The organism is Sphingosinicella sp. LHD-64 (assembly GCF_031157375.1).
Lineage (GTDB): Bacteria > Pseudomonadota > Alphaproteobacteria > Sphingomonadales > Sphingomonadaceae > Allosphingosinicella.
In genome coordinates, this window is sequence record NZ_JAVIFV010000004.1 from 484,168 (window position 1) to 507,840 (window position 23,673).

Annotated in this window: 23 protein-coding genes; 15 read left to right on the forward strand and 8 right to left on the reverse strand. The window is 67.3% G+C overall.

Features of this window, described 5'->3' with window-relative positions; all coding sequences use genetic code 11:
- Window positions 1-12 precede the first annotated feature (12 nt).
- The gene (locus RCO27_RS15680; RefSeq protein ID WP_309003639.1) at window positions 13-630 is read right to left on the reverse strand and encodes a phosphatase PAP2 family protein; all 618 of its coding nucleotides are present in this window, start codon (window positions 628-630) and stop codon (window positions 13-15) included.
- Window positions 630-1,502 (reverse strand): methyltransferase domain-containing protein, encoded by an 873-nt coding sequence (locus tag RCO27_RS15685; RefSeq protein WP_309003640.1) that lies wholly within the window; start codon window positions 1,500-1,502, stop codon window positions 630-632. Before RCO27_RS15685 ends, RCO27_RS15680 begins: the two co-directional genes overlap by 1 nt.
- A 154-nt stretch (window positions 1,503-1,656) precedes the next feature.
- Between RCO27_RS15685 and RCO27_RS15690 the strand changes: the two genes are divergently transcribed.
- The 7 genes from RCO27_RS15690 to RCO27_RS15720 all read left to right on the forward strand — a co-directional run bounded on the left by RCO27_RS15690 (window position 1,657) and on the right by RCO27_RS15720 (window position 6,476).
- Window positions 1,657-2,118: a PH domain-containing protein gene (locus RCO27_RS15690; RefSeq protein ID WP_309003641.1), complete on the forward strand. Its 462-nt coding sequence runs from the start codon at window positions 1,657-1,659 to the stop codon at window positions 2,116-2,118.
- On the forward strand, window positions 2,115-3,596 hold the full coding sequence (locus RCO27_RS15695; RefSeq protein WP_309003642.1) for a PH domain-containing protein: 1,482 nt from the start codon (window positions 2,115-2,117) through the stop codon (window positions 3,594-3,596). Before RCO27_RS15690 ends, RCO27_RS15695 begins: the two co-directional genes overlap by 4 nt.
- Window positions 3,597-3,616: 20 nt before the next feature.
- Window positions 3,617-4,048, forward strand: coding sequence for a prepilin-type N-terminal cleavage/methylation domain-containing protein (locus RCO27_RS15700; RefSeq protein ID WP_309003643.1), 432 nt, complete (start codon window positions 3,617-3,619; stop codon window positions 4,046-4,048).
- Window positions 4,035-4,409 (forward strand): type II secretion system minor pseudopilin GspI, encoded by a 375-nt coding sequence (gspI, locus tag RCO27_RS15705; RefSeq protein ID WP_309003644.1) that lies wholly within the window; start codon window positions 4,035-4,037, stop codon window positions 4,407-4,409. Before RCO27_RS15700 ends, gspI begins: the two co-directional genes overlap by 14 nt.
- Complete coding sequence (gene gspJ, locus RCO27_RS15710) at window positions 4,406-5,008, forward strand: type II secretion system minor pseudopilin GspJ (protein ID WP_309003645.1); 603 nt, start codon at window positions 4,406-4,408, stop codon at window positions 5,006-5,008. Before gspI ends, gspJ begins: the two co-directional genes overlap by 4 nt.
- On the forward strand, window positions 5,005-5,985 hold the full coding sequence (gspK, locus tag RCO27_RS15715) for a type II secretion system minor pseudopilin GspK (RefSeq protein ID WP_309003646.1): 981 nt from the start codon (window positions 5,005-5,007) through the stop codon (window positions 5,983-5,985). Before gspJ ends, gspK begins: the two co-directional genes overlap by 4 nt.
- Window positions 5,986-6,206: 221 nt before the next feature.
- The gene (locus RCO27_RS15720) at window positions 6,207-6,476 is read left to right on the forward strand and encodes an energy transducer TonB (protein WP_309003647.1); all 270 of its coding nucleotides are present in this window, start codon (window positions 6,207-6,209) and stop codon (window positions 6,474-6,476) included.
- Between the two features lie 47 nt (window positions 6,477-6,523).
- Here RCO27_RS15720 and RCO27_RS15725 read toward each other — a convergent pair whose 3' ends face one another.
- Window positions 6,524-7,165: a queuosine precursor transporter gene (locus RCO27_RS15725; RefSeq protein WP_309003648.1), complete on the reverse strand. Its 642-nt coding sequence runs from the start codon at window positions 7,163-7,165 to the stop codon at window positions 6,524-6,526.
- A 74-nt stretch (window positions 7,166-7,239) separates the two neighbouring features.
- Between RCO27_RS15725 and RCO27_RS15730 the strand changes: the two genes are divergently transcribed.
- The 4 genes from RCO27_RS15730 (at window position 7,240) to RCO27_RS15745 (ending at window position 11,329) form a co-directional block, all read left to right on the forward strand.
- Window positions 7,240-8,235 (forward strand): adenosine kinase, encoded by a 996-nt coding sequence (locus RCO27_RS15730; RefSeq protein WP_309003649.1) that lies wholly within the window; start codon window positions 7,240-7,242, stop codon window positions 8,233-8,235.
- Window positions 8,232-8,801: a TIGR00730 family Rossman fold protein gene (locus tag RCO27_RS15735; protein WP_309003650.1), complete on the forward strand. Its 570-nt coding sequence runs from the start codon at window positions 8,232-8,234 to the stop codon at window positions 8,799-8,801. Before RCO27_RS15730 ends, RCO27_RS15735 begins: the two co-directional genes overlap by 4 nt.
- A 167-nt stretch (window positions 8,802-8,968) precedes the next feature.
- On the forward strand, window positions 8,969-10,207 hold the full coding sequence (locus tag RCO27_RS15740) for a nucleoside transporter C-terminal domain-containing protein (protein WP_309003651.1): 1,239 nt from the start codon (window positions 8,969-8,971) through the stop codon (window positions 10,205-10,207).
- Between the two features lie 171 nt (window positions 10,208-10,378).
- Entirely contained in the window at window positions 10,379-11,329 is a 951-nt protein-coding gene (locus RCO27_RS15745; protein ID WP_309003652.1) for a 2-oxoglutarate and iron-dependent oxygenase domain-containing protein, read from the forward strand.
- A gap of 101 nt (window positions 11,330-11,430) precedes the next feature.
- On the opposite strand, the gene RCO27_RS15750 is transcribed toward RCO27_RS15745, so the two are convergent.
- The 3 genes from RCO27_RS15750 to RCO27_RS15760 all read right to left on the reverse strand — a co-directional run bounded on the left by RCO27_RS15750 (window position 11,431) and on the right by RCO27_RS15760 (window position 16,254).
- Window positions 11,431-11,877 carry a cytidine deaminase gene (locus RCO27_RS15750; RefSeq protein ID WP_309003653.1) on the reverse strand — a complete coding sequence of 149 codons (447 nt, stop codon included), beginning with the start codon at window positions 11,875-11,877 and terminating at the stop codon, window positions 11,431-11,433.
- An 88-nt stretch (window positions 11,878-11,965) separates the two neighbouring features.
- Window positions 11,966-14,620, reverse strand: coding sequence for a TonB-dependent receptor domain-containing protein (locus RCO27_RS15755; RefSeq protein WP_309003654.1), 2,655 nt, complete (start codon window positions 14,618-14,620; stop codon window positions 11,966-11,968).
- 185 nt (window positions 14,621-14,805) lie between these two features.
- Complete coding sequence (locus tag RCO27_RS15760) at window positions 14,806-16,254, reverse strand: AMP nucleosidase (protein ID WP_309003973.1); 1,449 nt, start codon at window positions 16,252-16,254, stop codon at window positions 14,806-14,808.
- Window positions 16,255-16,420: 166 nt separating this feature from the next.
- On the opposite strand from RCO27_RS15760, the gene araD1 reads away from it, so the two are divergent.
- The 4 genes from araD1 to RCO27_RS15780 all read left to right on the forward strand — a co-directional run bounded on the left by araD1 (window position 16,421) and on the right by RCO27_RS15780 (window position 19,581).
- Window positions 16,421-17,398, forward strand: a complete 978-nt coding sequence (araD1, locus tag RCO27_RS15765) for an AraD1 family protein (RefSeq protein ID WP_374990392.1) — start codon at window positions 16,421-16,423, stop codon at window positions 17,396-17,398.
- A complete protein-coding gene (locus tag RCO27_RS15770) occupies window positions 17,395-18,318 on the forward strand; it encodes a Gfo/Idh/MocA family oxidoreductase (protein WP_309003656.1) in 924 nt (307 codons plus the stop codon). The genes araD1 and RCO27_RS15770 overlap by 4 nt, the downstream gene beginning before the upstream one ends.
- A 139-nt stretch (window positions 18,319-18,457) precedes the next feature.
- Window positions 18,458-18,874 (forward strand): MbcA/ParS/Xre antitoxin family protein, encoded by a 417-nt coding sequence (locus RCO27_RS15775; protein ID WP_309003657.1) that lies wholly within the window; start codon window positions 18,458-18,460, stop codon window positions 18,872-18,874.
- Entirely contained in the window at window positions 18,871-19,581 is a 711-nt protein-coding gene (locus RCO27_RS15780; protein WP_309003658.1) for an RES family NAD+ phosphorylase, read from the forward strand. The genes RCO27_RS15775 and RCO27_RS15780 overlap by 4 nt, the downstream gene beginning before the upstream one ends.
- Window positions 19,582-19,698: 117 nt before the next feature.
- Here the strand turns inward: RCO27_RS15780 and rpoD are convergent, their stop codons facing one another.
- Together rpoD and dnaG are read right to left on the reverse strand one after the other, a co-directional pair.
- A complete protein-coding gene (gene rpoD / locus RCO27_RS15785) occupies window positions 19,699-21,723 on the reverse strand; it encodes an RNA polymerase sigma factor RpoD (protein WP_309003659.1) in 2,025 nt (674 codons plus the stop codon).
- 93 nt (window positions 21,724-21,816) lie between these two features.
- Window positions 21,817-23,661 (reverse strand): DNA primase, encoded by a 1,845-nt coding sequence (gene dnaG / locus RCO27_RS15790; RefSeq protein ID WP_309003660.1) that lies wholly within the window; start codon window positions 23,659-23,661, stop codon window positions 21,817-21,819.
- Between the last annotated feature and the right edge of the window lie 12 nt (window positions 23,662-23,673).

Genomic DNA, 23,673 nt, shown 5'->3' on the forward strand with positions numbered 1-23,673 from the left:
CGCCGGAGCGGCTCAGCGCGGCGCGAATCCGGGCGGCGGCGACGTCCCGTCGTCGATCGTGTGACCAGTCAGGCGGAGCAGGAGCAATGTCCAGAACAGACCGAAGCTCCAGCCGCCGATCACGTCGCTCGGCCAGTGGACGCCGAGCATCACCCGGCTCACCCCGACGAGCAGCGCCAGCAGGACGGCGAGCCAGATGGCGAAGAAGCGGCCGCGCTCGCCGACGGGCAGGAGCACGGCGAGGGTCAGCAGCACGATCGTCGTGTTGGCGGCATGGCCGCTCGGGAAGGAGAGGTTGCTGACCTGGACGAGATGCTCGTTGGCGTCGGGGCGCAGACGCGCCGTCCAGGCCTTCTGGAGTTCGACGAGCAGGCGGCCGGAGAGGGTGATCGCGACGAGCACGACGGCGTCCCGCCAGTCGCGGCGCCAGGCCAGCCAGATGGCGATGGCCAAAGTGAATCCGATCAGCACCGGGCCGTCGCCGAGGCGGGTGACGATCCGCGCGGCCCCGCTCAGCCATGGCGCGCCGCCGGCATAGCCCAGGACGAGCAGGCCGCGATCGAACTCCATCCCGCCGAAGACGAGCATCACGCCCCAGGCGAGCGCGAGTCCGGCCAGCGCGGCAGGCATCAGGAGGCGCGCACCGCCTGCCACGGGCGATCGGGATCGGTCGAGACGATCCGGTTGCCATCGAGGCGGCCTTCGAAAATGCGGCGGCCATTTCCGAAATTGGCGGTGAAGCGGACGAGATCGCCGGTGATCTCGCCGCGTTCGATCGCCGTGCTCCGCCCGCCCGCCGCGATCGTCCCGCTGAAGTCCTGGAAGCGCTGGTCGAGAGTGAGCGTCACCGAGCGGTCGCCACGGCTCAGCGTCCAGCGACCTTCGATATTGGCGGGGACGATCCACATGTAGATGCTGGCGGTGCCCACCATCTGGCGCTCGTTCGGGCGCCAGTCGCCCATGTCGAAATCATGGCTAACGACGCGGGTGCCGGGGCGCATTTCGGCGAGGATGCGCGGGCGCAGGCGCAGGTTGATCTCCGGAGCGAGGTAGAGTGTGAGGACGTTCGCCTCGGCGAGCGGTGTTTCGAACAGGTCCTGGCGGCGGAACGCGACCCTGCTGGTGACGCCGGCGGCGCGGGCGTTGGCGTTCGATTCGGTAATGCGCGCCGGATCGATGTCGACGCCGAGACCTCGCGCACCATGGCTGCGGGCGGCGGCGATCAGGATTCGGCCGTCGCCGGAGCCCAGATCGATGACCACATCCTCGGGGCGGACGGCGGCCATGGCGAGCATCGCATCGACCACCTCATAGTCGGTGACGACATAGGGCGCGTCGAGCGGCGGTCCCTCAGCGACGAAGCGGGCGGGGTTGAAGTCGTTGACGGCTTCGGGCGGGGGAGCAGGATTGGTGAACTGGCGAACCAGATAGATGGCGGCCAGCGCCAGCACTGCGACGCCCGCGCCCACCAGCACGGCGCGCACGAAACCCTTCGAACCCATCAACGACTCCCCAATGAACCCCCAAAAGAACCTGCCGCCCCTCTTTCCCTGTGCGACGAGGAATGTCACGACAAGTGCGCCCACCAGTGAAAGGCGACGCGTGCAGACGGACGAAACATCGGACGAAGCGGGCGGGTTCCATGACGGAGCCGCATTGACTGCCCTAGATCCCCGCCAGCGAACGGTGCTGCGCGTGCGCTTCGCGGTCGCGCTGCTGATTCCGGTGATCGCGGTGGCGGCGCTGGACATCGGGCCGATCCGCGAGACGCCAGTGCCGCAGGGGCTGGCGCCGGCGGTCATGGCGCTGCTTGCCCTGATCGGCGTGATCGTCCTCCCCGGCAGGCGCTACCGGGCCTGGGGCTATCGCGAAAGCGCTGACGAGCTGTTCATCCGTCATGGCCTCTTCCAACGCGTGACGACCGTGATTCCCTTCGGCCGGGTGCAGCATATCGATATCTCGCAGGGGCCGGTGGAGCGGAGCTGCGGGGTGGCGACGCTCAGCCTCCACACCGCCGGCACGCGCAGCGCCGAGGTCTCGTTGCCCGGCCTCACCCGCACCGACGCGGAGCGGATGCGCGACCGGATCCGGGCGCAGATTCGACAGGACTTGTTGTGAGCGATTCCCTGGCCGTGTCGAGCCGCCTGCATCCCGCCACCCTGATCGCCCGCTGGCTCCGGATCGTGCCGCAGATGCTGATCGGCGGAATCGGCATCGCCGCGTCGGGTGCCGAGCGGGGGCTGGATCGCTTCGCGATGTTCGCGGGCGTGGCGATGGGGATCGGCGCGCTGTTCGTCGTCCTGGCCTGGTGGCGGTTCACCTTCACCGTCGGGGACGGCGAGGTGGTGATCGAGAAGGGAATCGTCCAGCGCCAGCGCCGTGTCATCCCGTTCGACCGCATCCAGGACATAGCGATCGAGCAACGGCTGCTGGCGCGACTGTTCGGAACGGCGAAGGTCAAGCTCGAGACCGGCGGATCGGCGTCGGACGAAGGCAGCCTTGACATGGTCGGGCTCGACGAGGCCGAGGCGCTGCGCGATCGCATCCGGCGCGGCAAGGCGCTCGCGCCACACGCCGTGGAGGACGCGGTGTCGGCCGAGCCGATCACAGAGCCGGTGCTGTTCGCCATGGAACTGCCTCGGGTGCTGGTCGCCGGCCTCTTCAATTTCTCGCTGGTCTTCCTCGCGGCGATCGGCGCGGTCATCCAGTATCTCGACCAGTTCAACCTGATCGAATGGAGCGACTGGGTCACGCCCGAGCGCGCCGATCAGGCCGCCCATCTGGTGACGATCCGCATCGTGATCGGCTTCGTGTTCATCGTGCTGCTGCTCGGGCTGGTCGCCGGGGTGGTGCGGATGGTGATGACCAATTTCGGCTTTCGCCTGACCCGGGCGGAAGCCGGGCTTCGTCGCAAGCGCGGGCTCTTCACGCTGACCGAAGTGGTGATCCCGTTGCGGCGCACGCAGGTGGCACTGATCGAGAGCGGGCCGGTCGGGCGCCTGTTCGGCTGGTATGCGCTGTCCTTCCAGACGCTCGGCGCTGACCGCAAGGAGGGCGGCGTGCAGGCGGCGGCGCCGTTCGCGCGGATGGCCGAGCTGCTGCCGATCCTCGCCGAGGCCGGCTTTCCCGCGCCGCCGCCACGAGGGGAGTTTCACGGGCCGCCGCGCCGAGCGCTGCTGCGGCAGGCGGCGCCCTGGCTGCTGCTCGTCATGCTGGCCGGCGGGGTCGCGATCTGGATCGAGCCGTGGGCGGGGGTCGGCGCGGTGGCGCTGCTCGTCGCCTTCGTGTTCGCAGTGCTGCGCTGGCGGCGGCATGCCCATGCGCTGGATGGACGGGCATTGTTCGTCAGCCACGGCTTCTTCAAGCGGCGGCTGTGGATCCTGCCGTTCGAAAAGACGCAGGCGATCCGCCTGTCGCGCGGACCGGTGCAGCGCGGGTTGAGGCTCGCCAGCCTGCTGATCGATACGCCCGGCGCTTCGGCGATGCACAATCAGGCGATCGTCGATCTCGATGCGCGGGAGGCGGAGACGCTGGCAGGGCGGCTGCTCGCCCTCTTCTATCGCGCCCGCGCTGCAACGCGGTTGCAACCAAGCTGAAACGGGACTGGAATAGGGCCATGCAGCTGATGGCGACGCACCCCGAACAGGAACGCGGCTTTACGCTTGTCGAGATGATGGTGGTGATCGTCATCTTCGCGCTGGCGGCGACCGCGGTGGTGCTGGCGATGCCGGAGACGGGGGGCAGCCTGCAATCCGAGGCCGAGCGGTTCGCGGCCCGGGCCAAGGCGGCACGCGACGGCGCAATCATCGAGTCGCGGGCGGCAGCGCTGGACGTGACCGCGGCGGGTTATGACGTCTCGCGGCGGGTGGACGGGGAATGGCAGCCGGCCGGGGCCTACGAATGGGTCCAGGGGACGGCGGTCGAGGGCGGGCGGACGCGGTTCGATTCGACCGGGCTCGCCGAGCCGCTCTACGTGACGCTGCGGCGGGGCGAGCGGCGGGTGGCGGTGGAAATCCGCAGCGACGGGACGATCCATGTCCGGCGGTAGGCGCAACGAGGCGGGATTTACCCTCATCGAAATGCTGGTGGCGCTCGCCATTTTCAGCCTGGCGGCACTGGCGCTGCTGCGGTTGGGCGGGGCGACGGCGGCGAACAGCGCGCGGATCAACGATCAGGCCATGGCGCAGATCGTCGCCAACAATCTCGCTGTCGAGGTGCTGACCGATCCGGCCGCGCCGCCCTTCGGGTCGCTGACCGGCGAAGCGGTGAACGGCAACCGGCGCTGGGCCTGGACGCGCAATGTCGCCCGCTCGCCCGAGGCGCGCATCCAGCAGATCGAGATCTCGGTGGTCGACATGGCCGGTGGCCCGGGGCGGGCGCGGCTCACCATATTCCGGCGGGCGCAATGAGGCGCAACGGCTTCGAGCCTGCGGAACAGGGCTTCACGCTGGTCGAGATGCTGATCGCGCTCGCGATCTTCGGGATGCTGACCGCGGCGGGAGTGGCGCTGCTGTCGGTGAGCGCGCGGACGCAGGAGACCTCGGATCGGCTGCTCGCCGAACTGGGCGAGATAAGGCGGGTGAGCGCGCTGCTGACCGCCGACATGGCGCAGGCGGCGCCGCGGCCTTGGCGCGACCGTGACGGGCGGCCGCAGCGGGCCTTCACCGGGGCGGGAAGTGGCGGGGCGCTGATGGCCTTCGTCCGGCGCGGTTGGAGCGCGGGCGACGAGGACGGGCCGGCGCTTCAGCGGGTCGGCTACCGGCTCGAGGGCGGGCAGCTCCGGCGGATCGCCTATGCCCGGGTCGACGGCGGCGGCGAGGCGGCGGTGGTGCCGCTGCTCGAGGGGGTACGCGCGCTGCGGCTACGCTATCGCGACCGGACCGGCGAATGGACCGACACCTGGGAACCTGGCGACGGCACGCGGCTGCCGGCCGCGGTCGAGCTGGTGACGGACACCGAGCGGCACGGGCTGGTCCGGCTAGTGTTCGTCGTGGGAATCGGGCGGTGAAGGTGCCGCGCCATGAGCGAGGTGCGGCGCTGCTCGCGGTGCTGCTGCTGGTCGCCGTCACCGGGGCGATCGCGGCGGCGGCGATGGAAAAATTGCGGCTGTCACGGGCGCTGGCCGCCAATGTCGTCGCGCTCGATCAGGCGCGGGCCTATGCGAGCGGAGTCGAGCAGCTGGGGCTGCTCACCATCGACGACCTGATCTCGCGCGGCGGCGACAAGACCACGCTGGCGGGCAACTGGAATGGCAGCGTCCGTCGCATCCCCTTCCCGGACGGCAGCGTCGCGGCGGTGCAGGTGCGCGACGGCGGCAATTGCTTCAACCTCAATAGCGTCGTCGAGGGCGACCCGCGCACCCGGCTGGCGCGCCGACCGACGGGGGTCAACCAGTTCATCGGGCTGATGACGGTGCTGCAGGTGCCGGACTCGGACGCGCGGCGGATCGCCGAGGCGGCGGCGGACTGGGCGGACAGCGATGGCGATCCCGGCCCGATCGGCGCCGAGGACGCCGCCTACGGCACCGGCGACATGCCGGGGCGGACCGGCAACACCCTGTTCGCCGACGTCGCCGAGGCGCGGGGCCTCATCGGCATGTCGCCGGAAATCTTCGCACGGGTGCAGCCCTGGCTCTGCGCGCTGCCGACCACCGATCTGTCGCCGATCAACGTCAACACCCTGCTGCCGCGCCAGGCGCCGCTGCTGGCGATGCTGGCGCCGGGGCAATTGGGGCTGGCGAAGGCGCAGGGGATCATCGCGTCGCGGCCGGCGGCAGGCTGGGACAATGCGGTCGATTTCTGGCGCGCCGCTGCGGTCAGCGACCTCGCCATCCCGCTCGACGCCCAGCTGCAGGTGAAGATGAAGACGAGCTGGTTCGCGCTCGACGTGCGGGTCGCGGTGCTGGATTCAGACTTCCGCGAAGAGGCGCTGGTCGACGCCCGCCTGCCCCCGTCGCGGCTCGCGGCACGGGCGTGGCGGGAGTAGGTTGACGCCAAGCTGTATCTGCTTTCGGCCTATCGCCAACGTTCAGCAAACGAGCCATTATCCCGTCGGCAAGGGAGGCGCTTGAGACCATGCGGTTGAAATCATTAGTGTTCGCAACTGCGCTAGTTACGACGATTCTTGGGCCAGCTGTAGCCCACAGTCCTCGCGACCCCACGTTTCCCGCGCCGCCTGCGCGACATCAAACTCTCCCGCCGCCCGGAATGGATCTGCGAACTATCATCTCAATCGACGACTATCCGCCGGAGGCTCGAGCGCGAGGCGAACAGGGGACGGTCATTCTAAGATTGTTGGTGTCCGAAGTGGGCCGGGTCACGAGCTGTACCGTTGTACAGAGTGCGACACCCGCGCTCGACAGCGCCACATGCGAGCTTTTCAAACTGAGGGCTCGCTTCGCTCCGGCAAGGAACGAGGCTGGTAACGCGATCGCTAGTGAGGTGGATGTTTCGCCGATCAGATGGCAAATCGACTAGCGCGCAGCTGCCTGCTTTCCACCATGGCGGATGCAGCCGCAGTCGGGTCATCCCGTCCCGTCGAGCTTCTTCCCAATCGCCACGAACAGGTAGATGAGCGGCGGCACCAGCACGGCGGAGAGGACCACCTTGGCCAGCATCTGGCCGAGCAGCAGCTCGCCGATCGGGAAGATGCCATAGAAGGCGATGGTGATGAAGAGCAGGGTGTCGACGATCTGCGAGAGGATCGAGGCCACGCCGGCGCGCAGCCAGAGCAATTTGCCGCCCTCGCGCTTCAGGCGGCTGAAGATGAGGACGTTCAGGATCTGCGACGTGCCGTAGGCGATGATGCCGCCGAGCCAGATGCGCGGCGTCGAGCCCATGATCGTCTCGAACGCTGAAAGCCGCTCGGGTGGCATTTCATGCGCGGCCGGGAGGCCGAGCACGAGGTATGTGAGCAGCATCGAGGCGATCAATGGCACGAAACCGATCAGGACGAGCCGGTTGGCGGTCTCGCGGTCGAACAGCTCGGCGACCGCGCTCGACGTCACCACCAGCATCAGGAAGGCGAAGATGCCCGCCTCGACCGCCAGCGGGCCCAGCGCGACCTGCTTGTTGCCGAGCACGCCGGCGATGCAGACCATGCCGCCATAGAAGATCGCGAAGCTGAAGAGCGAGCGGGAAATGGCGGGCGCGGCGGGTGTCGTCATTGCAATGGCGTAACCGCTTTGCCGCCGCGCAAAAAGGGCTTTCCGTCCCCGGGCTTTCCCGCCATCACCATCGAGTGACGGAGACACGCTTGGACGTATTGGCGATCGGCGACGCGCTGGTCGATGTGAAGGCCACCGCCGAGGATGCGTTCCTGGTCGAAGAGGGGCTCGTCAAGGGATCGATGCAGGTGCTCGACACCGACGGCGCCACCCGTCTCTACGCGCGGATGGGCCAGGCGCGCGAAACCAGCGGCGGATCGGCGGCGAACACGGTGGCGGGGGTGGCGGCGCTCGGTGGGCGGGCCGGCTTCGTCGGGCAGGTCGCCGACGACCAGTTGGGCGAGATCTTCGCGCATGACATCCGCGCGCTCGGGGTGGAGTTCCTGACCCCGGCGCGCGCCGACGGCCTGCCGACCGGACGCTGCCTGATCCTGATCACCCCCGACGCGCAGCGCACGATGAGCACCTATCGCGGCGCCTCGCACGAGCTTGACGCCGATGCGCTCGACCCTGAGCAGATCCGGGGCGCGGCGATCCTCTATCTCGAGGCCTATCTGTGGCGCTCAGCCGGGCCGCGCGCGGCGATGGAGCGGGCGATGGGGATCGCCCATGAGGCCGGGCGGAAGGTCGCCTTCACCCTGTCCGACATCGTCTGCATCGACGCGCACCGCGCCGAAATGATGGCGATGGTCGAGAGCGGTGCGATCGACATGCTGTTCGGCAACGAGAACGAGATCCGGGCGCTGGCCGATGTTGCGGACCGCGACGCGGCGATCGACGCGATCGCGGCGAAGGTGCCGCTGGTCGTGGTGACGATGGGTGAGGCCGGGGCGATCGCGATCGAGCGCGGCCGGCGGGCCAGCATCCCGATCGCGCGGATCGGCCGGGGCGTGGTCGACACGACCGGCGCGGGCGACCTATTCGCCGCCGGCTTCCTGTTCGGGCAGGCGCAGGGCCGCAGCGTCGAGGACTCGCTGCGCATTGGCGCGATCGCGGCGGCCGAGGTGATCTCGCATTTCGGCTCGCGTCCCGAGGGCGACCTCCGCGCGTTGGTGGCCGCCGAAGCATGAAGCGGCTCGCTGTCTATTGCGGCTCCTCCATGGGCATCGACCCGGCCTTCGCCGGGACGGCGGCAGCGCTGGGTCGAGAGATGGCGGCGCGCGGCATCGGGCTCGTCTATGGCGGCGGGCGGCTCGGCCTGATGGGCGTGGTCGCCGATGCGGTGCTGGAGGCGGGCGGCGAGGTGCATGGCGTGATCCCGCAGGCCCTGGTCAACCTGGAGGTCGCGCATCGCGGGCTCACCGAGCTGCACCTCGTCAACACGATGCACGAGCGCAAGGCGCTGATGACCGAGCTCACTGACGCCTTCGTCGCGATTCCGGGCGGGATCGGCACGCTCGACGAATTGTTCGAGGCGTGGAGCTGGAACGCGCTCGGCTATCACGCCAAGCCGTTCGCGCTGCTCAACGTCCACGGCTTCTGGGACGGCATGATCGCCTTTCTCGATCATGTGCGCGACAGCGGATTCATGTCGCCGGCGCGGCGCGGGCAATTGCTGGTCGCGGACGAGATCGGCGAGGTCATCGACAAGCTTGGCGCCGCGATCGGCGCCGCGGAGGCGAAGATGGTCTGGTGAGTGGCTGCGCACTTGTTTCGTCATCCCAGCGAAAGCTGGAATCTCTTTGCCTCCTCCCCGCTGCACGCAGAAGTGCGGAATCACGAAGAAAAGGAAGATTCCAGCTTTCGCTGGAATGACGGGTGAAATCCGATCAAAGTGCCCAAGCAATTGGGGTGGGGGCATAAATGAGGTACCTGATCGGCATCGGCGGCATCCTGCTGATCCTCGCCATCGCCTTCGCCTTTTCGTCGAACCGGCGCTGGATAAGGCCGCGCGTGGTCGGCGCCGCCTTCGCGCTGCAGGCGGGGGTCGCGGTGCTGGTGCTCTACACGCCCTGGGGGCGCCGCGCGATTGAGGGCATGTCGGTCGGCGTCTCCAACCTCTTGGGCTACGCCAAGGCGGGGACGGATTTCATCTTCGGACCGCTCGCCGGCCCGGAGATGGGCGCGAACAGCTTCGCGATCGCGGCGCTGCCGGTGATCATCTTCTTCGCCAGCCTGATCTCGATCCTCTACTATCTCGGCATCATGCAGCTGATCATCAAATGGGTCGGCGGCGCGATCCAGCTCGTGACCGGCATCACCAAGGTGGAATCGCTGGGATCGGCCGCGAACATCTTCGTGGGCCAGTCGGAAAGTCCGCTCACCATCCGGCCCTTCCTGCCCAACCTCACGCCCGCGCAGCTCTTCTGCATCATGACGGTCGGCATGGCAGGCGTCGCCGGGACGATCCTCGGCGCCTATGCGAGCATGATCGGCCAGCACCTTCTGCCCTATCTCCTCGCCGCGAGCTTCATGTCGGCGCCGGGCGGCATATTGATGGCGAAGATCATCATGCCGGACGACCCGGCGGCTCTCGGGATCGAGCCCGAGCCGGTCGACGAGACCGAACATGGCGAGGAGCGGCCGGCCAACATCATCATGGCCGCCGCGATGGGCGCGCAGACCGGCGTCAAGCTGGCCGTGGCGGTGGGTGCGATGGTGCTGGCATTCGTGGCGCTGGTGGCGCTGGCGAACGGCATCCTGGGCGGGATCGGGGGCTGGTTCGGCTATCCGCAACTTTCGTTCCAGGCGGTTCTCGGCTGGCTGTTCCAGCCGGTCATGTTCATGCTGAACGTGCCCTGGGCGGAGGCGGACAATGCCGGCGCCTTGTTCGGTACCAAGGTGGTGCTGAACGAGTTCGTCGCCTTCATCGACCTTGGCGCGCAGCAGGGGACGCTGTCGCCGGCGACGGTGGCGGTCGTGACGTTCGCCCTGTGCGGCTTCGCCAATTTCAGCTCGATCGCGATCCAGATGGCGGTGACCGGCAGCCTCGCGCCCAACCAGCGGCCGATGATCGCGAAGCTGGGCCTCAAGGCGCTGCTCGCCGGCTCGCTCTCCAACCTGATGAGCGCGGCGCTGGCGGGGCTGCTGCTTTCCGCCTGATCCTCTGTCGTCATTCCCGCGAAATTGGGAGGCCGCCCTGTCCCCCGGACAGGGCTGCGAACGTCCGGGGGACATTCGCACCTCCTCAATGGAATCCAGCTTTCTACAAAGTAGAAGAAACAAGCTGGGCCCCCGCTTTCGCGGGGGTGACGAACAGATTAAACAGGTCCCATGACCGATCTTGCTCCCGCACCCGCCGTCGCGTCCGTCTCCCTGCTCGATGCGGGCCGCGACCCCGAAGGCTTCTCGCAGCGCCTCGGCGGCTCGTTCGAGCGCTACGGCTTCGCGATCGTGTCCGACCACGGCATTCCGGCCGACCTGATCGCCCGCGCCGAGGAGAAGGCGAAGGCGTTCTTCGCGCTCCCGGAAGAGGCCAAGGGCGAATATCACATCCCCGGCGGCGGCGGGGCGCGCGGTTACACGCCGTTCGGAATCGAGACCGCCAAGGGCGCGACCGCCTTCGACCTCAAGGAATTCTGGCATGTCGGGCGCGAGCTGCCCGAAGGCCATAAATATGCCGACGTCATGGCGGCGAACATCTGGCCGAGCGAGGTGCCGGGGTTCAAGGAGACCTTCCTCGAGCTGTTCGCGGCATTCGACATTGCGGGGTTGCGTATCCTGGAGGCGATCGCCCGCTATCTCGGCCTCGCGCCGGATTATTTCGAGGATACGGTCAGCGACGGCAATTCGGTGCTGCGCCTGCTCCATTATCCGCCGACGCCCGGCGACGGGCCGAACGTGCGCGCCGGGGCGCACGAGGACATCAACACGATCACCCTGCTATTGGGCGCGGAGGAGGCGGGGCTGCAGCTGCTCGACCGCGACGGCAACTGGCTGCAGGTGACGCCGAAGCCCGGCGAGCTCGCCGTCAATATCGGCGACATGCTGCAGCGCCTGACCAACATGCGGATGCGATCGACCACCCACCGCGTCGTCAATCCGCCGCCCGAGCGGCGCGGCCATTCACGCTATTCGATGCCCTTCTTCCTGCACTTCCGGCCGGATTTCCTGATCGAGACCCTGCCGAACTGCGTGGATGCGGATCACCCCGACCGGTTTCCGGAGCCGATCACCGCCCACGACTATCTCATGGAGCGCCTGCGGGAGATCAAGCTGGCCTGATATCCCGGGTCGTCACCCTGAACTTGTTTCAGGGTCCAGTTTTCCGCCGGTCGTGCGGCTCGTCGCTGGATGCTGAAACAAGTTCAGCATGACGGGTAGGTTCAGGTGCCGGCATCCTTCAGATTGGCCGGGCCGAAGCCGAAAGGGATCAGCTCCGAAATCGGGTGAACTGCAGCCTCGCTGCCGTCGCCATTGGCGGAGATCACCTCGATGTCACGCCCGGCGACCTGGGCCGCCTCCAGGATCGACTGGCGGCAGCCCCCGCAGGATGTGACGAGCGACGTGCCGGCGAGCTCGCTGTCCGCGCCGACATGGCCGCCGGCGACGGCGAGACGGGCGATCTTGTCCAGACCGAAGGCCTGCTTGGCGGCGGTGAGCGCCGCGATCTCGGCGCAGACGCCGAGCCGGTAGCAGGCATTCTCCATGTTCGATCCGACTGCGATCTCGCCGTCGACCGACTCGACCGCGCAGCCGACGCTGAACCGCGAATAAGGGGCGTAGGCGGCAAGCGCGGCCTCGCGTGCGCGCTGGATCAGCGGGTCGGTCATGCCCCGACCATAGCCGTTGCCGGTGCAAAAAGAAGGGCCGCCGCGGCCTGTGCCGCGGCGGCCCGATCTCTCACGCCGAACGTTCAGCCTAGAAGCCGACCACCAGGGTGGCGCTCACCGCCCGCGGCGCGCCGATCTGCGCGAACGGCACCTGTGTCGGCAGCAGATTGGCGGTGAAGCCGCCGACATAGCGCTCGTCGAACAGGTTGGTGACGTTGAGCTGGAGGAAGGTGTCGTCGTTGAGACCGATGAAGCCGAGCGGCAGACGCGCGTCCAGGTCGACGATGTTGTAGGCCGGGGTGCGCGCCGGGTAGACGGCGACGAGCTGGGAACCGGTCGGGCAATCGATCGTGTTCACGAACGGCACGCTTGCGCCCAAATTCGCCGGCAGGGTGCTGAAGCACTGGCCGATCGGCTGGTTAGAGTCGTTCACGTAGCGGCCACCAGTCCGCTTGAACTGGACGCCGATCTCCAGCGGCCCGACATTGCCCTGGACCCGGGCGCCGAACGTGTAGACCGGGGCACCGCCCTCCCGGCTGCCTTCGGTCGGCGCGAAGATCTCCGTACCGACGCTGCCGGCCGGACAGCTCTCGCTGACTGTGGCCGAGCAGAGTCCGACCAATACGTCGTCCCGGATGTTCGACCAGAGATAGGAGCCGAAGACGGAGAATTGCAGCTCGGGGATCACCTGCCACGACAGCAGGCCGTCGATGCCATATTTATCGACCGCACCGAGGTTGCGGTACACGCTGCGCTCGAGCTCGGGGTCGAAGGACGACGCCAGACGATCCTGGAAGCGCGTATACCAGACGGAGGCCTGCGCCTGGATGGCGCCGGACCGGTACCGGAGGCCCAGGTCGAAATTGTCCGTGGTTTCCGGGCGCGGATTGGCTTCCGGCGTATCCGACGAGAAATAGAAGCTATTGTAGAGGTTGTCGGTGCCCGGAACCTGCAGGCCGCGCGAGTAATTCGCGAAGAGGCTGAGGCGCGGCGTGAGATCGTAGGTGAAGCCCAGCGTCGGCAGGATGTCGTCATACTTGAAGACGCGGTTCTGCGGCCCCTGGACTGGCTGCACGCCGCCCGCCACCGGAACGGTGGGGTTGTTGATGAGCCAGGCCTGGAGGCCGGCGTCATTGGTGCTGAAGCATTCGACGAAGCCGGTCACGCTGGAGGTGGCGCAGAAGTTGGTCAGATCGCGCTTGAAGAAGGGAACGCGCACGCCGGCATTCACGACGAGGCGGCCGTCCAGGAATTCGCCGCGATATTCGCCCGAAATCTGGTTGAGGAGTGCGATCGACCGGCGGTCGCGCTTCTGCAGGATGTTTCCGTTCACGTCCACGAGCGGATCGTTGACGGGAAACACGTCGAACGGTTCGCCGTTGAGCTGAAGGAAGCCGGTCTCCCCCGTCTGACGGTGAATGCCGCGATCGAAGCTGTAGCTCAAGCGAACGCTGTGCTCGTCGGTAATGTCGTAGCGCAGCGAAGCCAGCAGCAGGTAACGATCGGTCTGCGTCTGGCTGGGAGCCAGCACGCGGATCGAGTCGAGGATGTCGCCGTCGCCGTTCAGGTCACGGCCGTAATAGGGAATGCCCGAAATATAGCCGGTCTGGCAGCTTTGCGTCGGCGAAGGCGCCGTCTGGCACCGTGTCGATACGGTCGAGCTGGGACCGCCGTTCGGATTGACGTCCCTGCGGCCTTCGAAGCCGACGACGGTGCCGCCGCCATTGGCCTTGGTATACTGGAACGCGCCGTCCATGGTGAAGACCAGCCGATCGGTCAGCGTGAAGCGGGAACCGAAGCGGACGTTACCGGTGTTCGACGGATTGTAGCGTTCGTCGAAGGTGGAGCCGCAGGTGTTGGCTAACTGCGATCCTGGACCCGACGCCGTGTTAATCTGGCAGCGCGCGACCGTATAGAAGCGTTCGTCGTCCGTGAGCGGGAAACGATCGGGAACGTTGCGCGGCGCGCTGGTCGGTGACTGGGTCAGCGTCAGATCTTCGCGCAGCGAGACCGAGCCAAAGAAGTTGTTGCGGTTCTGGTTGTAGTGCGCGGCGATCGAGACGAAGTCGCCATTGTCGCCGATCGGCTGATAGATGCGGGCGTTGTACTGCTGCTTATAGTTCGTGCCGCGGTTGTTATAGGGATTGTCGTAGGACTGCATGCTCGCCGAGAGGAAGGCGCGCGTGCCCCAGGGGGTGAACTGGCCGGTGTCGACGACACCGAAGGCGCGGAACATATTGTATTCGCCGATCGAGCCCCGAAGGCTGACGTGGAAGTCCTCAGTGGGAAGACGGGTACGATAGTTGACCGTGCTGCCGCTGGCCGCCGCGGTCGGGCTGTCGATGTCGGTCGAGCCCAGGCTGACATTGACCTGGTCGATCAGCTCGGGATCGAGCTGCTGGTTCGAATAGAGCGCGTAATTGCCTGTGTCGTTCTGCGGGAAGCCGTCGAACGTTTGCGAAATGCGCGTGGCATCGAAGCCGCGAATGTTGAGGGTGCCGCCGCCGGCGCCATAGGGGTCGTTGTTCTGGAAGCTGACGCCCGGCAGGGAGTTGATCACGTCGTTGATCGTCTGGCCTGGCGTCTGGCGCTGGATGAAGCTCGAATCGAGCACGGCGCGGGCGCGTGGCGTGTCCGGCACTTCAACGCCGCCCACGTCGCGGGCGCGGCTGCCGGTGACGACGATCGCATCGCCTTCGAAATCGACGGTGCCGGTGGACTGGGCGAACGCGATGCCGGGCATGACGAACGCCGTGGTTGCGCAAAGCAGAGCAATTTTTTGCATGAGTATGATTCCCCCAGGGCAGATATTGCCCCGTTGGGAATGCCTTTAACAATAGGTTTTTTACGGTTCAAAGACTCTTGCCGCGGTGCAGCAAGAATCCCCGGACTGTGGCTTTTCGGTCGCGCCTGCAGTAGGTGCTGCGCTCAGCGGAAAGGCGGCTCGTCGAAGGCGCGGAGCTTGCGCGAATGGAGCGCCGCGCCTTCATTCTTCAGGATACGCAGCGTCTCGATGCCGATCCTCAGGTGCTGGCTGATCGCGCGCTCGTAGAAGGCATTGGCCTGGCCCGGCAGCTTGATCTCGCCGTGGAGCGGCTTGTCGGAAACGCAGAGCAGCGTGCCGTAAGGAACGCGGAAGCGGTAGCCCTGGGCGGCGACGGTGGCCGACTCCATGTCGATCGCGACCGCGCGCGATTGGTTGAAGCGCAGCGCCGAGAGGGTGAACCTGAGCTCCCAGTTGCGGTCGTCGGTGGTGACGACGGTGCCCGTCCTGAGGCGCTTCTTGATCTCCTGGGGCGATTCGCCGGTGATCTCGACCGCGGCGTTGAACAGCGCCTGCTGGATCTCGGCGATCGCGGGGATCGGCACCTCGACCGGGAGCACGTCGTCCATGACATGGTCGTCGCGCAGATAGGCGTGGGCGAGGACATAGTCGCCGATCGTCTGGCTGGGCCTGAGGCCGCCGCAATGGCCGATCATCAGCCAGGCCTCGGGCCGCATCACCGCGAGATGATCGCAGATCGTCTTGGCGTTGGACGGGCCGACGCCGATGTTCACGAGCGTGATGCCCTCGCCGTTCGGGGCAATCAGGTGATAGGCCGGCATCTGGTGGCGCCGCCAGCCGCCTTCGGCGACCTGCAGCACCGCGTCGGGCGTGTCGCGGGTCACATAGACGCCGCCGGCCGCCGACAGCGCCTCATACGGGCTGTCCGGCTTCCTGAGCTCGTCCACCGCCCAGCGGACGAACTCGTCGACATAGCGGACATAGTTGGTGAACAGGAGATAGCGCTGGGTGTGCTCCGGCGGGGTGCCGGTATAGTGTTTGAGGCGCGCCAGGCTGAAGTCGACGCGGGGGCCGTCGAACAGCGACAGCGGCCGGGAGCCGTCAGGCAGTGCGATCCATTCGCCGTCGGCGACCTCGTCGCCGATATGGGAGAGCTCGGTGGACGGGAACCACAGCGCGAGGTCGGCCGCCTGGGCGCCGTCGAGCCTGAGGTCGTCGGTGCCGTCGAGGACATAGGGGTAGGGGATCTCGCTCGCTGAGCGGCCGACCGAAATCTCGACATCGTAGTCGCGGGCGAGGAACTGGAGCTGCTCGGTGAGATATTTGCGGAAGAGCCAGGGGCGGGTGATGCTGGTCGCATAGCTGCCGGGCTGGTTGAGCCGGCCATAGGCGCGCGCCGGGAAGGCGATCGGCTGGCCCTGCGCATAATCGATGCGCAGCTCGGGATAGGCGAACAGCCCGTCGGCGCGGGCGGTGGGATCGGGGCGGACGCCGTCCCTCAGATAGGCGGCGAGGACGCCGCGCAGGTTGGCGACCGAGTCGTCGTAGATGGCGCAGAGCTGCTCGATGAGCGTCGGGATGTCGTCGGCGATGACGGGCAAGTCGTGTTCCTTTTTTTGTTTTCGCTTTCCGTTTCGGCATGCCGCACGGCGATGTCAAATCGGCGACCTGCCGGCAGGCGGCGATCAGGCACCTTGATTTTTGTAGGAGTTATTGGGAGAGCCTCGTTCCGACTTGAGAGATGGAGAGAGGGATGAGGTGGTGATCCGTTCGCTCGTGCAGTTCGAGGAGGGCGCGCGGGGCATCGCGGCCATCGACGCGGCAGGCGGTGCGAGACGGATCGCCGGCGCCGCCTCGGTGCTCGAGCTGGCGCAGGCGGCGCTCGCCGCCGGCACGGGTCTCGCCGCCGCGGCGGCCGCGCGCCTTGGCGAGGCGGTCGACCTGGCTGCGGTGCGCCTGCTCGCCCCGATCGATCATCCCGATCCAGCGCATCTGCTCGTCTCCGGCACCGGCCTCACCCATCTCGGCTCGGCGGAAAGCCGCGACCGGATGCACCGGGCGGCGCTGGAGCCCGATACGGCGACCGATTCGATGAAGATGTTCCTGATGGGCGTTGCGGACGGCAAGCCCGCGGACGGCGCGGTCGGCGCGCAGCCGGAATGGTTCTACAAGGGCGACGGCTCGATCCTCGCCGCGCCCGGCGCGCCGCTCGCCATGCCCGATTTCGCGCTCGACGGCGGCGAGGAGCCGGAGATCGCCGGCATCTACCTGATCGCGCCGGACGGCATGCCGGTGCGGCTCGGCTTCGCGCTCGGCAACGAATTTTCGGACCATGTGACCGAGCGGCACAATTATCTCTGGCTCGCCCATTCCAAGCTGCGGCCGGCGGCGCTCGGGCCGGAGCTGCTGCTGGGCGCGCTCCCCGCCGAGATCGCCGGTACCAGCCGCATCCTGCGCGCGGGACGGGCCATCTGGGAGAAGCCGTTCCTGTCGGGCGAGGCGAACATGTCGCACAGCCTCGCCAATCTCGAGCACCACCATTTCAAATATGCGCCCTTCCGCCGCCCGGGCGACCTGCACGTCCACTTCCTCGGCACGGCGACCCTGTCCTTCGCCGACGGGATCGTGGCGGAGGAGGGGGACGTGTTCGAGATCGAGGCGCCGCCGTTCACGCTGCCGGTGCGCAATCCGCTCGTCCGGGCGGCGGCGGAGTCGGTCGGGGTCCGCGCGCTTTGAAGCCGCTGCGCATCGGCATCGTCGGCGCCGGCAAGATTGCGTGCGACCAGCATGTGCCGGCGATCCGCGCCTCGAACCGGTTCGAGCTCACGGCGATCGCCGATCCGATCGCGCGGCTCGACGACGTCGCTTGCTACCCGGACGTTCAGGCGATGCTCGATGCCGAGCCGGCGCTTGACGCCGTTGCCCTGTGCCAGCCGCCCCAGGCGCGCAGCGACGCGGCGCGCCGCGCGATCGCCGCGGGCAAGCATGTGCTGCTGGAGAAGCCGCCGGGCACGGACCCGGCCGAGGTCGGCGATCTCGTCGACGCGGCGCATGCGATCGGGGTCACCTTGTTCGCGGCCTGGCATTCGCGGCACGCAGCGGGGGTCGAGGCGGCGCGGGCGTGGCTGGCCGGCAAGCGGGTTCGCGCCATCCGGATGGACTGGAAGGAGGACGTGCGCGTCTGGCATCCGGGGCAGGACTGGATCTGGCGCGCCGGCGGATTCGGCGTCTTCGATCCCGGGATCAACGCCTTGTCGATCCTCACCGCGATCGTGCCCGGCGAGGTTCGCCTGACGGCGGCCTCACTCGACGTCCCGGAGAATCGCCAGGCGCCGATCGCTGCGGCGCTGACGCTCCGGGCCGGCGACATCCCGGTCGAGGCGGCATTTGACTGGCGGCAGCCGGGCGATCCTCTGTGGAACATCCGGGTCGAGGCCGACGCCGGCACGCTGCTGCTGTCCGAAGGCAGCAACCGCCTCGCCATCGACGGGGTCGAGCAAAGATTGCCGCCCCAGACGGAATATCCGTCCGTCTATGCCGAGTTCGCCCGGCTGATCGACGAAGGCCGCAGCGATGTCGATCTCAAGCCTCTGGTGCTGGTCGCCGACGCGTTCCGCAAGGGGCGGCATCTGGCGACCGATCCGTTCCTGGATTGAGCCGGCCGCCGGCTCGAGCCGCGGGCAACACCCCTGCATCGCCCATATCCTCGCCGATCACAGCGGCGGGCGTCGGAGGGGGCGAAGTTGCCATTTGGCATGAAATCCAGTATATACTGCCATATTGCAGGAGACCCAAATGGCACTGGCGCTCATACAGGTCGATACGGAGCCGAGACCCTTCGCACCCGCGCCCATCACGAATGATGAGGCTGCGGCCATGTTCCGGGCCGTGGCGAACCTGTTTCTGAAATGGGACGTGACCGATGATCAGGCGGCCATCCTCCTCGACCTGTCGGTCAGGACCTTGCGCCGATGGAAGGCGGAACAACCGGGCCGGATCAGCCGGGACGGCAAGGCGCGCCTCTCGAATCTCCTGGGCATCCACAAAGCCTTGCGCGTCATCTTCCGGGAGCCGGAACGCGGCTACCGCTGGATAAAGGCGCCAAATGAGGCCTTTGGCGGCGCATCGGCCCTGGATGTCATTCTGGGCGGCGAATTGACCGACCTGATGCGGGTGCGGCGCTATCTCGACAGCGAGCGTGGTGCCTGGTGATCGACGCGACGGCGATTCCAACGGCTGCCGTACACTGGAACCAGGCTCGCCGGATCATCCGCAGCATCTATCCGCCCGCGGATCTGTTCGAGGACATCGCCGATCCGGCAGACTGGCCGCTCCTGATTTCGGCAGAACAGAAAACCAACCCCCGGCTGATGGACACGATCGGCAATCTGGATCTGGTGCCTCCGGATCGACGAGTGGGGGGCACAGGCGCAAGCTATCTCATGGCACCGTTCACGCACGTCAGTCCCGATCGGCCAAGCCGCTTCGGCGCCGGCGCGTTCGGCGTTCTCTATGCCGGTGAAAGCTTCGAGACGGCTCTCGCGGAGACCATCCACCACCACGAACGGTTCATGAGGCGCACCAGAGAGCCCGAGGGTTGGACCTCTCAGTTTCGCGAGCTGGTCCTCGACGTAAGCCTGACCGCGCACGATCTTACCGATAGCGGCGTCTATGTCGAAGCCCTGGATCCGGACGATTATGGCGAGGCGCAGCGTGTCGGAGCGATTCTGAAGGCGAACGGCTCGGACGGAATCCTCTATCCCAGCGTGCGCAATGTCGGCGGCCGGTGTGTCGGGCTTTTCTATCCGGATCTGGCGGCCCTTCCGACGCAGGGTCGGCACCTCGACTACCATTGGAATGGCGACCGCGTCGACTTCTACAGGGAGCCGGCGAGCGGCACCGTGTTCGAAGTCCAGTGAACGGTTTCCAGGCGGTCCGAAACCGGCACGCCGTGTCCCGCGCACGGTCCTGAAAACAAGCCGGACGGCGAGCCGAGGTCAGGCGTCTGGAATCGCCTCACAGGCCGGTGCGCAGGACTATTGATCGAGGAACGAACGCATCTTCCGCGACCGGCTCGGATGCTTCAGCTTCCTCAGCGCCTTCGCCTCGATCTGCCGGATGCGCTCGCGGGTCACCGAGAATTGCTGGCCGACTTCCTCCAGCGTGTGATCGGTGTTCATGCCGATGCCGAAGCGCATCCTGAGCACGCGCTCCTCGCGCGGCGTCAGGGACGCCAGCACCCGGGTGACGGTTTCCTTGAGGTTGGACTGGATCGCCGCGTCCACCGGGATGACGGCGTTCTTGTCCTCGATGAAGTCGCCGAGATGACTATCCTCCTCGTCGCCGATCGGCGTTTCGAGGCTGATCGGCTCCTTGGCGATCTTCATGACCTTGCGGACCTTCTCCAGCGGCATGGAGAGGCGCTCGGCGAGGTCCTCGGGCGTGGCTTCCCGGCCATGCTCGTGGAGGAACTGGCGGCCGGTGCGGACCAGCTTGTTGATCGTCTCGATCATGTGGACCGGAATGCGGATCGTGCGCGCCTGATCGGCGATCGAGCGGGTGATCGCCTGCCGGATCCACCAGGTCGCGTAGGTCGAGAATTTGTAACCGCGGCGATACTCGAATTTGTCGACCGCCTTCATCAGGCCGATATTGCCCTCCTGGATGAGGTCCAGGAACTGCAGGCCGCGGTTCGTATATTTCTTGGCGATCGAGATGACGAGCCTCAGATTGGCCTCGACCATCTCCTTCTTGGCGATCCGCGCCTCGCGCTCGCCCTTCTGGACCATGTTCACGATCCGGCGGAACTCGGCGAGGCCGGTGCCGGTCGCCTGGGCGATCTCGGCGATCTCGGTGCGGATACGCTCGATCGCGTCCGCCTCGTTCTCGATGAACGCCGCCCATTTCTTGTCGAGTCCAACGACGCGCTCGGCCCAGCTCTCGTCGAGTTCGTGGCCCATATAGGCGTCGAGGAAGGCCCGGCGCGGCACCTTGTGGCGCTCGGCGAGGCGCAGCATCTGGCCACCCAAAGTGGTGAGCCGGCGGTTGTAGCTGTAGAGCTGGTCGACGAGATATTCGATCTTGGCGCCGTGGAACTGGACGCTCTCCACCTCGGCAGTGAGCTGCTCACGGTATTTCTGATATTTGTTCTCGTCGGCCTTGGCGAACTCCTGGCCGGCGCCCATCGCATCCATGCGCGCCTGCTGGAGCTTCGAGAATTTCTTGTAGACGTCGGTGATCGCCGCGAACTTCTCGAGCGCGGCTGGCTTCAGCGTCTCTTCCATCTGGGCGAGGCTGAGCGTGTTGTCGTCCTCGTCCTCCTCGGCCGGCCGCGGGGCGCGGCGCTCGACCATCGACTCCTCGTCGTCCTCCTCCTCGGCGACGACCTCCTCGGGCTCGTCCTCCTCCTTGAAGGAGGGGCCGGCGGTGGATTCGGAAATGACGCCGTCATCCTCCTCGGCGCCCTCGACCTGCTCGGCGGTCGGGCCCTTGGAGAGCATCGCCTCGAGGTCGAGGATCTCGCGCAGCTGCATGTGGCCGGCATTGAGCTGGTTCGACCAGTCGATGATCGCGTTGAAGGTGATCGGGCTTTCGCACAGGCCCCAGATCATCGTGTCGCGGCCTGCCTCGATGCGCTTGGCGATGGCGATCTCGCCCTCGCGGGAGAGCAGCTCGACCGCGCCCATCTCGCGCAGGTACATGCGCACCGGATCGTCGGTGCGGTCGACGGTTTCCTTCTTCTTCTCGAGCACGAACGTCTCGCCGGCGCCGTCGACCTCGTCGACCCCGGCGTCGTTGTCCTGCTGGTCGTCGCATTCGTCGCTCTCGTCGCTCTCGACGATGTTGACGCCCATGTCGTTGAGCGCCGACATGATGTCCTCGATCTGCTCGGACGACATCTGGTCCTGCGGCAGCGCCTCGTTGAGCTCGTCATAGGTGATCACGCCGCGCTTCTTGGCGCGGGCGATCAGCTTCTTGATGTCGGCCTCGTTGAGGTCGATCAGCGGCGCGTCGCCGCCCTCGATCTTCTCTTCGGTTTCCGCCGTGTTGGTCTTCGCCATTCAATACGCCTTGTCACCTTGCCGGGGCCGATCCCGCCCTGGATTGCCGCGATTTCCGAGCCGTCAGATGTGTCCATCTGACTGGAAATCGCTTTAGTCCGCGTCGCCCTCGATCAATGTCGCCAGTTTTCGATCCGCCTCGTCCCTCGCCGCGCGCAGCCGCTGCTGCTCCGCGAATGCCGCTTCGTCGCCTGCCGCCTTCAGCCGGGCCGTCGCTGCCTCCAGCGCCGCGTCGAGCCCCGGCCGTGCGGCCAAGGTCTCGACCACCAGAACCAGGTCGCGTCGCGCACGATCCGGATCGGCATCCCGTCGCGTGAAGGAGAAAGCCAGCCCGCGGCGAAGGCGCAGCGCCTCCACCAAAGCCGCCACACCCCTCTCGGCCAATATGGTATGGAGGCGCTCCGGATCAAGCGCGGCGTGCGTCATCGCCGCTTCGAGGAGGGTATCGCGCAATTCCGCGGCCTGCCTGTCACCGATCGGCAACGCCGCGATCGCCTCGCCATGTTCGCCAATCAGCGCCGGAAAGCGCAGCAGGCCCTGCAGGACGGCGCCGGTGAGCTGGGGATCGAGCCCGCCGCGTCCGACGGCCTTCGCTTCGGCGGAAGCGGGGCGCCAGGGAACGAAGGGCGTGCGGCCGGGCGGGAAGCGGCGATCGGGGCGGGCAGGGGCCTGTCGGCGCGGCATCAGTCCATCGAGGCGGGCGAAGAACTCGGCGCGATACTGGTCGCGCACGTCGGGGTCGGCGATCGCCGCGGCATGGTCGATCAGACGGCGCTTGAGGCCGGCGCGCTGCTCGGGTGTCTTGAGCGGGCCGGCCTCCAGCTCATGCCGCCACAGCCGTTCGACCAGCGGCTCGGGCGCGTCCAGCAGCGCCTCCAGCGCGCCGCGGCCTTTGGCGCGGATCAAATCGTCCGGGTCCTGTCCCGTTGGCAGGGTGACGAAGCCCAGCGAGCGGCCCGGGGCGATCTGCGGGAGCGCCCGGAGCGCCGCGCGGACCGCGGCCTTCTGGCCGGCTGCGTCGCCGTCGAAGCAGAAGACCGGCACGGGCGAGAGGCGCCAGAGCAGGCCCAGCTGGGCCTCGGTCGTTGCCGTGCCAAGCGGTGCGACCGCCTCGCCGATCCCGGCCTGATCGAGCGCGATCACGTCCATCTGGCCCTCGACGACGATCACGCGCTTCGCGTCGCGGCTCGCCGGGGCGGCCTTGTCGAAGTTGAACAGGGTGCGGCCCTTGTCGAACAAGGGCGTATCCGGCGAGTTCAGATATTTGGGTTCACCCGCACCCAGGATGCGCGCCGAGAAGGCGATGACCCGTCCGCGCGGGTCGCGGATCGGGAAGGTGAGGCGGCCCCGGAACCGGTCATAGGGCTCGCGATTGCCGTCGTCCGGAGCGATCAGCAGGCCCGCTTCGACCAGCTTGTCGTTGCCGAAGCGCGTGAGGGCGCCCTTGAGCCTGCCGCGCGCATCGGGGGCGAAGCCGAAACCGAACTTGGTGCGGGTCTTCGCATCGATGCCGCGCTTTTCAAGATAGGCGCGGGCACTCGCGCCCTCGAGGCCCCCCAGCTGCTCGGCGAACCAAGCCTGGGCCGCCTCCATGACCTCGTACAGCCCCGCCGCGCGCTCCGCCTTGGCCTGGGCGCGCGGATCGGGGGCGGGGACCTCCATGCCGGCGGCATCGGCGAGCTCCTTCACCGCATCCATGAAGGCGAGGCCGCGTGCGTCGGTCAGCCAGGAGATCGCATCGCCATGCGCCTGGCAGCCGAAGCAGTGATAGAAGCCCTTCTCGTCATTGACGTAGAAGCTCGGCGTCTTCTCGTTGTGGAACGGGCAGCAGGCCTTGAACTCGCGCCCCGCCTTGATGAGCCTGGTGGTGCGCCCGATCAGCGCCGACAGCAGGGTGCGGGCGCGGAGCTCGTCGAGAAAGGCAGGGGAGAGGGTCATCTGGCCCCCTGG

Bases quoted from the DNA above. Each gene is read 5' to 3' on its own strand.
- RCO27_RS15680 (WP_309003639.1), bottom strand. From the start codon at position 630: ATGCCTGCCGCGCTGGCCGGACTCGCGCTCGCCTGGGGCGTGATGCTC.
- RCO27_RS15685 (WP_309003640.1), bottom strand. From the start codon at position 1,502: ATGGGTTCGAAGGGTTTCGTGCGCGCCGTGCTGGTGGGCGCGGGCGTC.
- RCO27_RS15700 (WP_309003643.1), top strand. From the start codon at position 3,617: ATGCAGCTGATGGCGACGCACCCCGAACAGGAACGCGGCTTTACGCTT.
- gspI (WP_309003644.1), top strand. From the start codon at position 4,035: ATGTCCGGCGGTAGGCGCAACGAGGCGGGATTTACCCTCATCGAAATG.
- gspJ (WP_309003645.1), top strand. From the start codon at position 4,406: ATGAGGCGCAACGGCTTCGAGCCTGCGGAACAGGGCTTCACGCTGGTC.
- RCO27_RS15720 (WP_309003647.1), top strand. From the start codon at position 6,207: ATGGATCTGCGAACTATCATCTCAATCGACGACTATCCGCCGGAGGCT.
- RCO27_RS15725 (WP_309003648.1), bottom strand. From the start codon at position 7,165: ATGACGACACCCGCCGCGCCCGCCATTTCCCGCTCGCTCTTCAGCTTC.
- RCO27_RS15735 (WP_309003650.1), top strand. From the start codon at position 8,232: ATGAAGCGGCTCGCTGTCTATTGCGGCTCCTCCATGGGCATCGACCCG.
- RCO27_RS15740 (WP_309003651.1), top strand. From the start codon at position 8,969: ATGAGGTACCTGATCGGCATCGGCGGCATCCTGCTGATCCTCGCCATC.
- RCO27_RS15745 (WP_309003652.1), top strand. From the start codon at position 10,379: ATGACCGATCTTGCTCCCGCACCCGCCGTCGCGTCCGTCTCCCTGCTC.
- RCO27_RS15750 (WP_309003653.1), bottom strand. From the start codon at position 11,877: ATGACCGACCCGCTGATCCAGCGCGCACGCGAGGCCGCGCTTGCCGCC.
- RCO27_RS15755 (WP_309003654.1), bottom strand. From the start codon at position 14,620: ATGCCCGGCATCGCGTTCGCCCAGTCCACCGGCACCGTCGATTTCGAA.
- RCO27_RS15775 (WP_309003657.1), top strand. From the start codon at position 18,458: ATGGCACTGGCGCTCATACAGGTCGATACGGAGCCGAGACCCTTCGCA.
- rpoD (WP_309003659.1), bottom strand. From the start codon at position 21,723: ATGGCGAAGACCAACACGGCGGAAACCGAAGAGAAGATCGAGGGCGGC.
- dnaG (WP_309003660.1), bottom strand. From the start codon at position 23,661: ATGACCCTCTCCCCTGCCTTTCTCGACGAGCTCCGCGCCCGCACCCTG.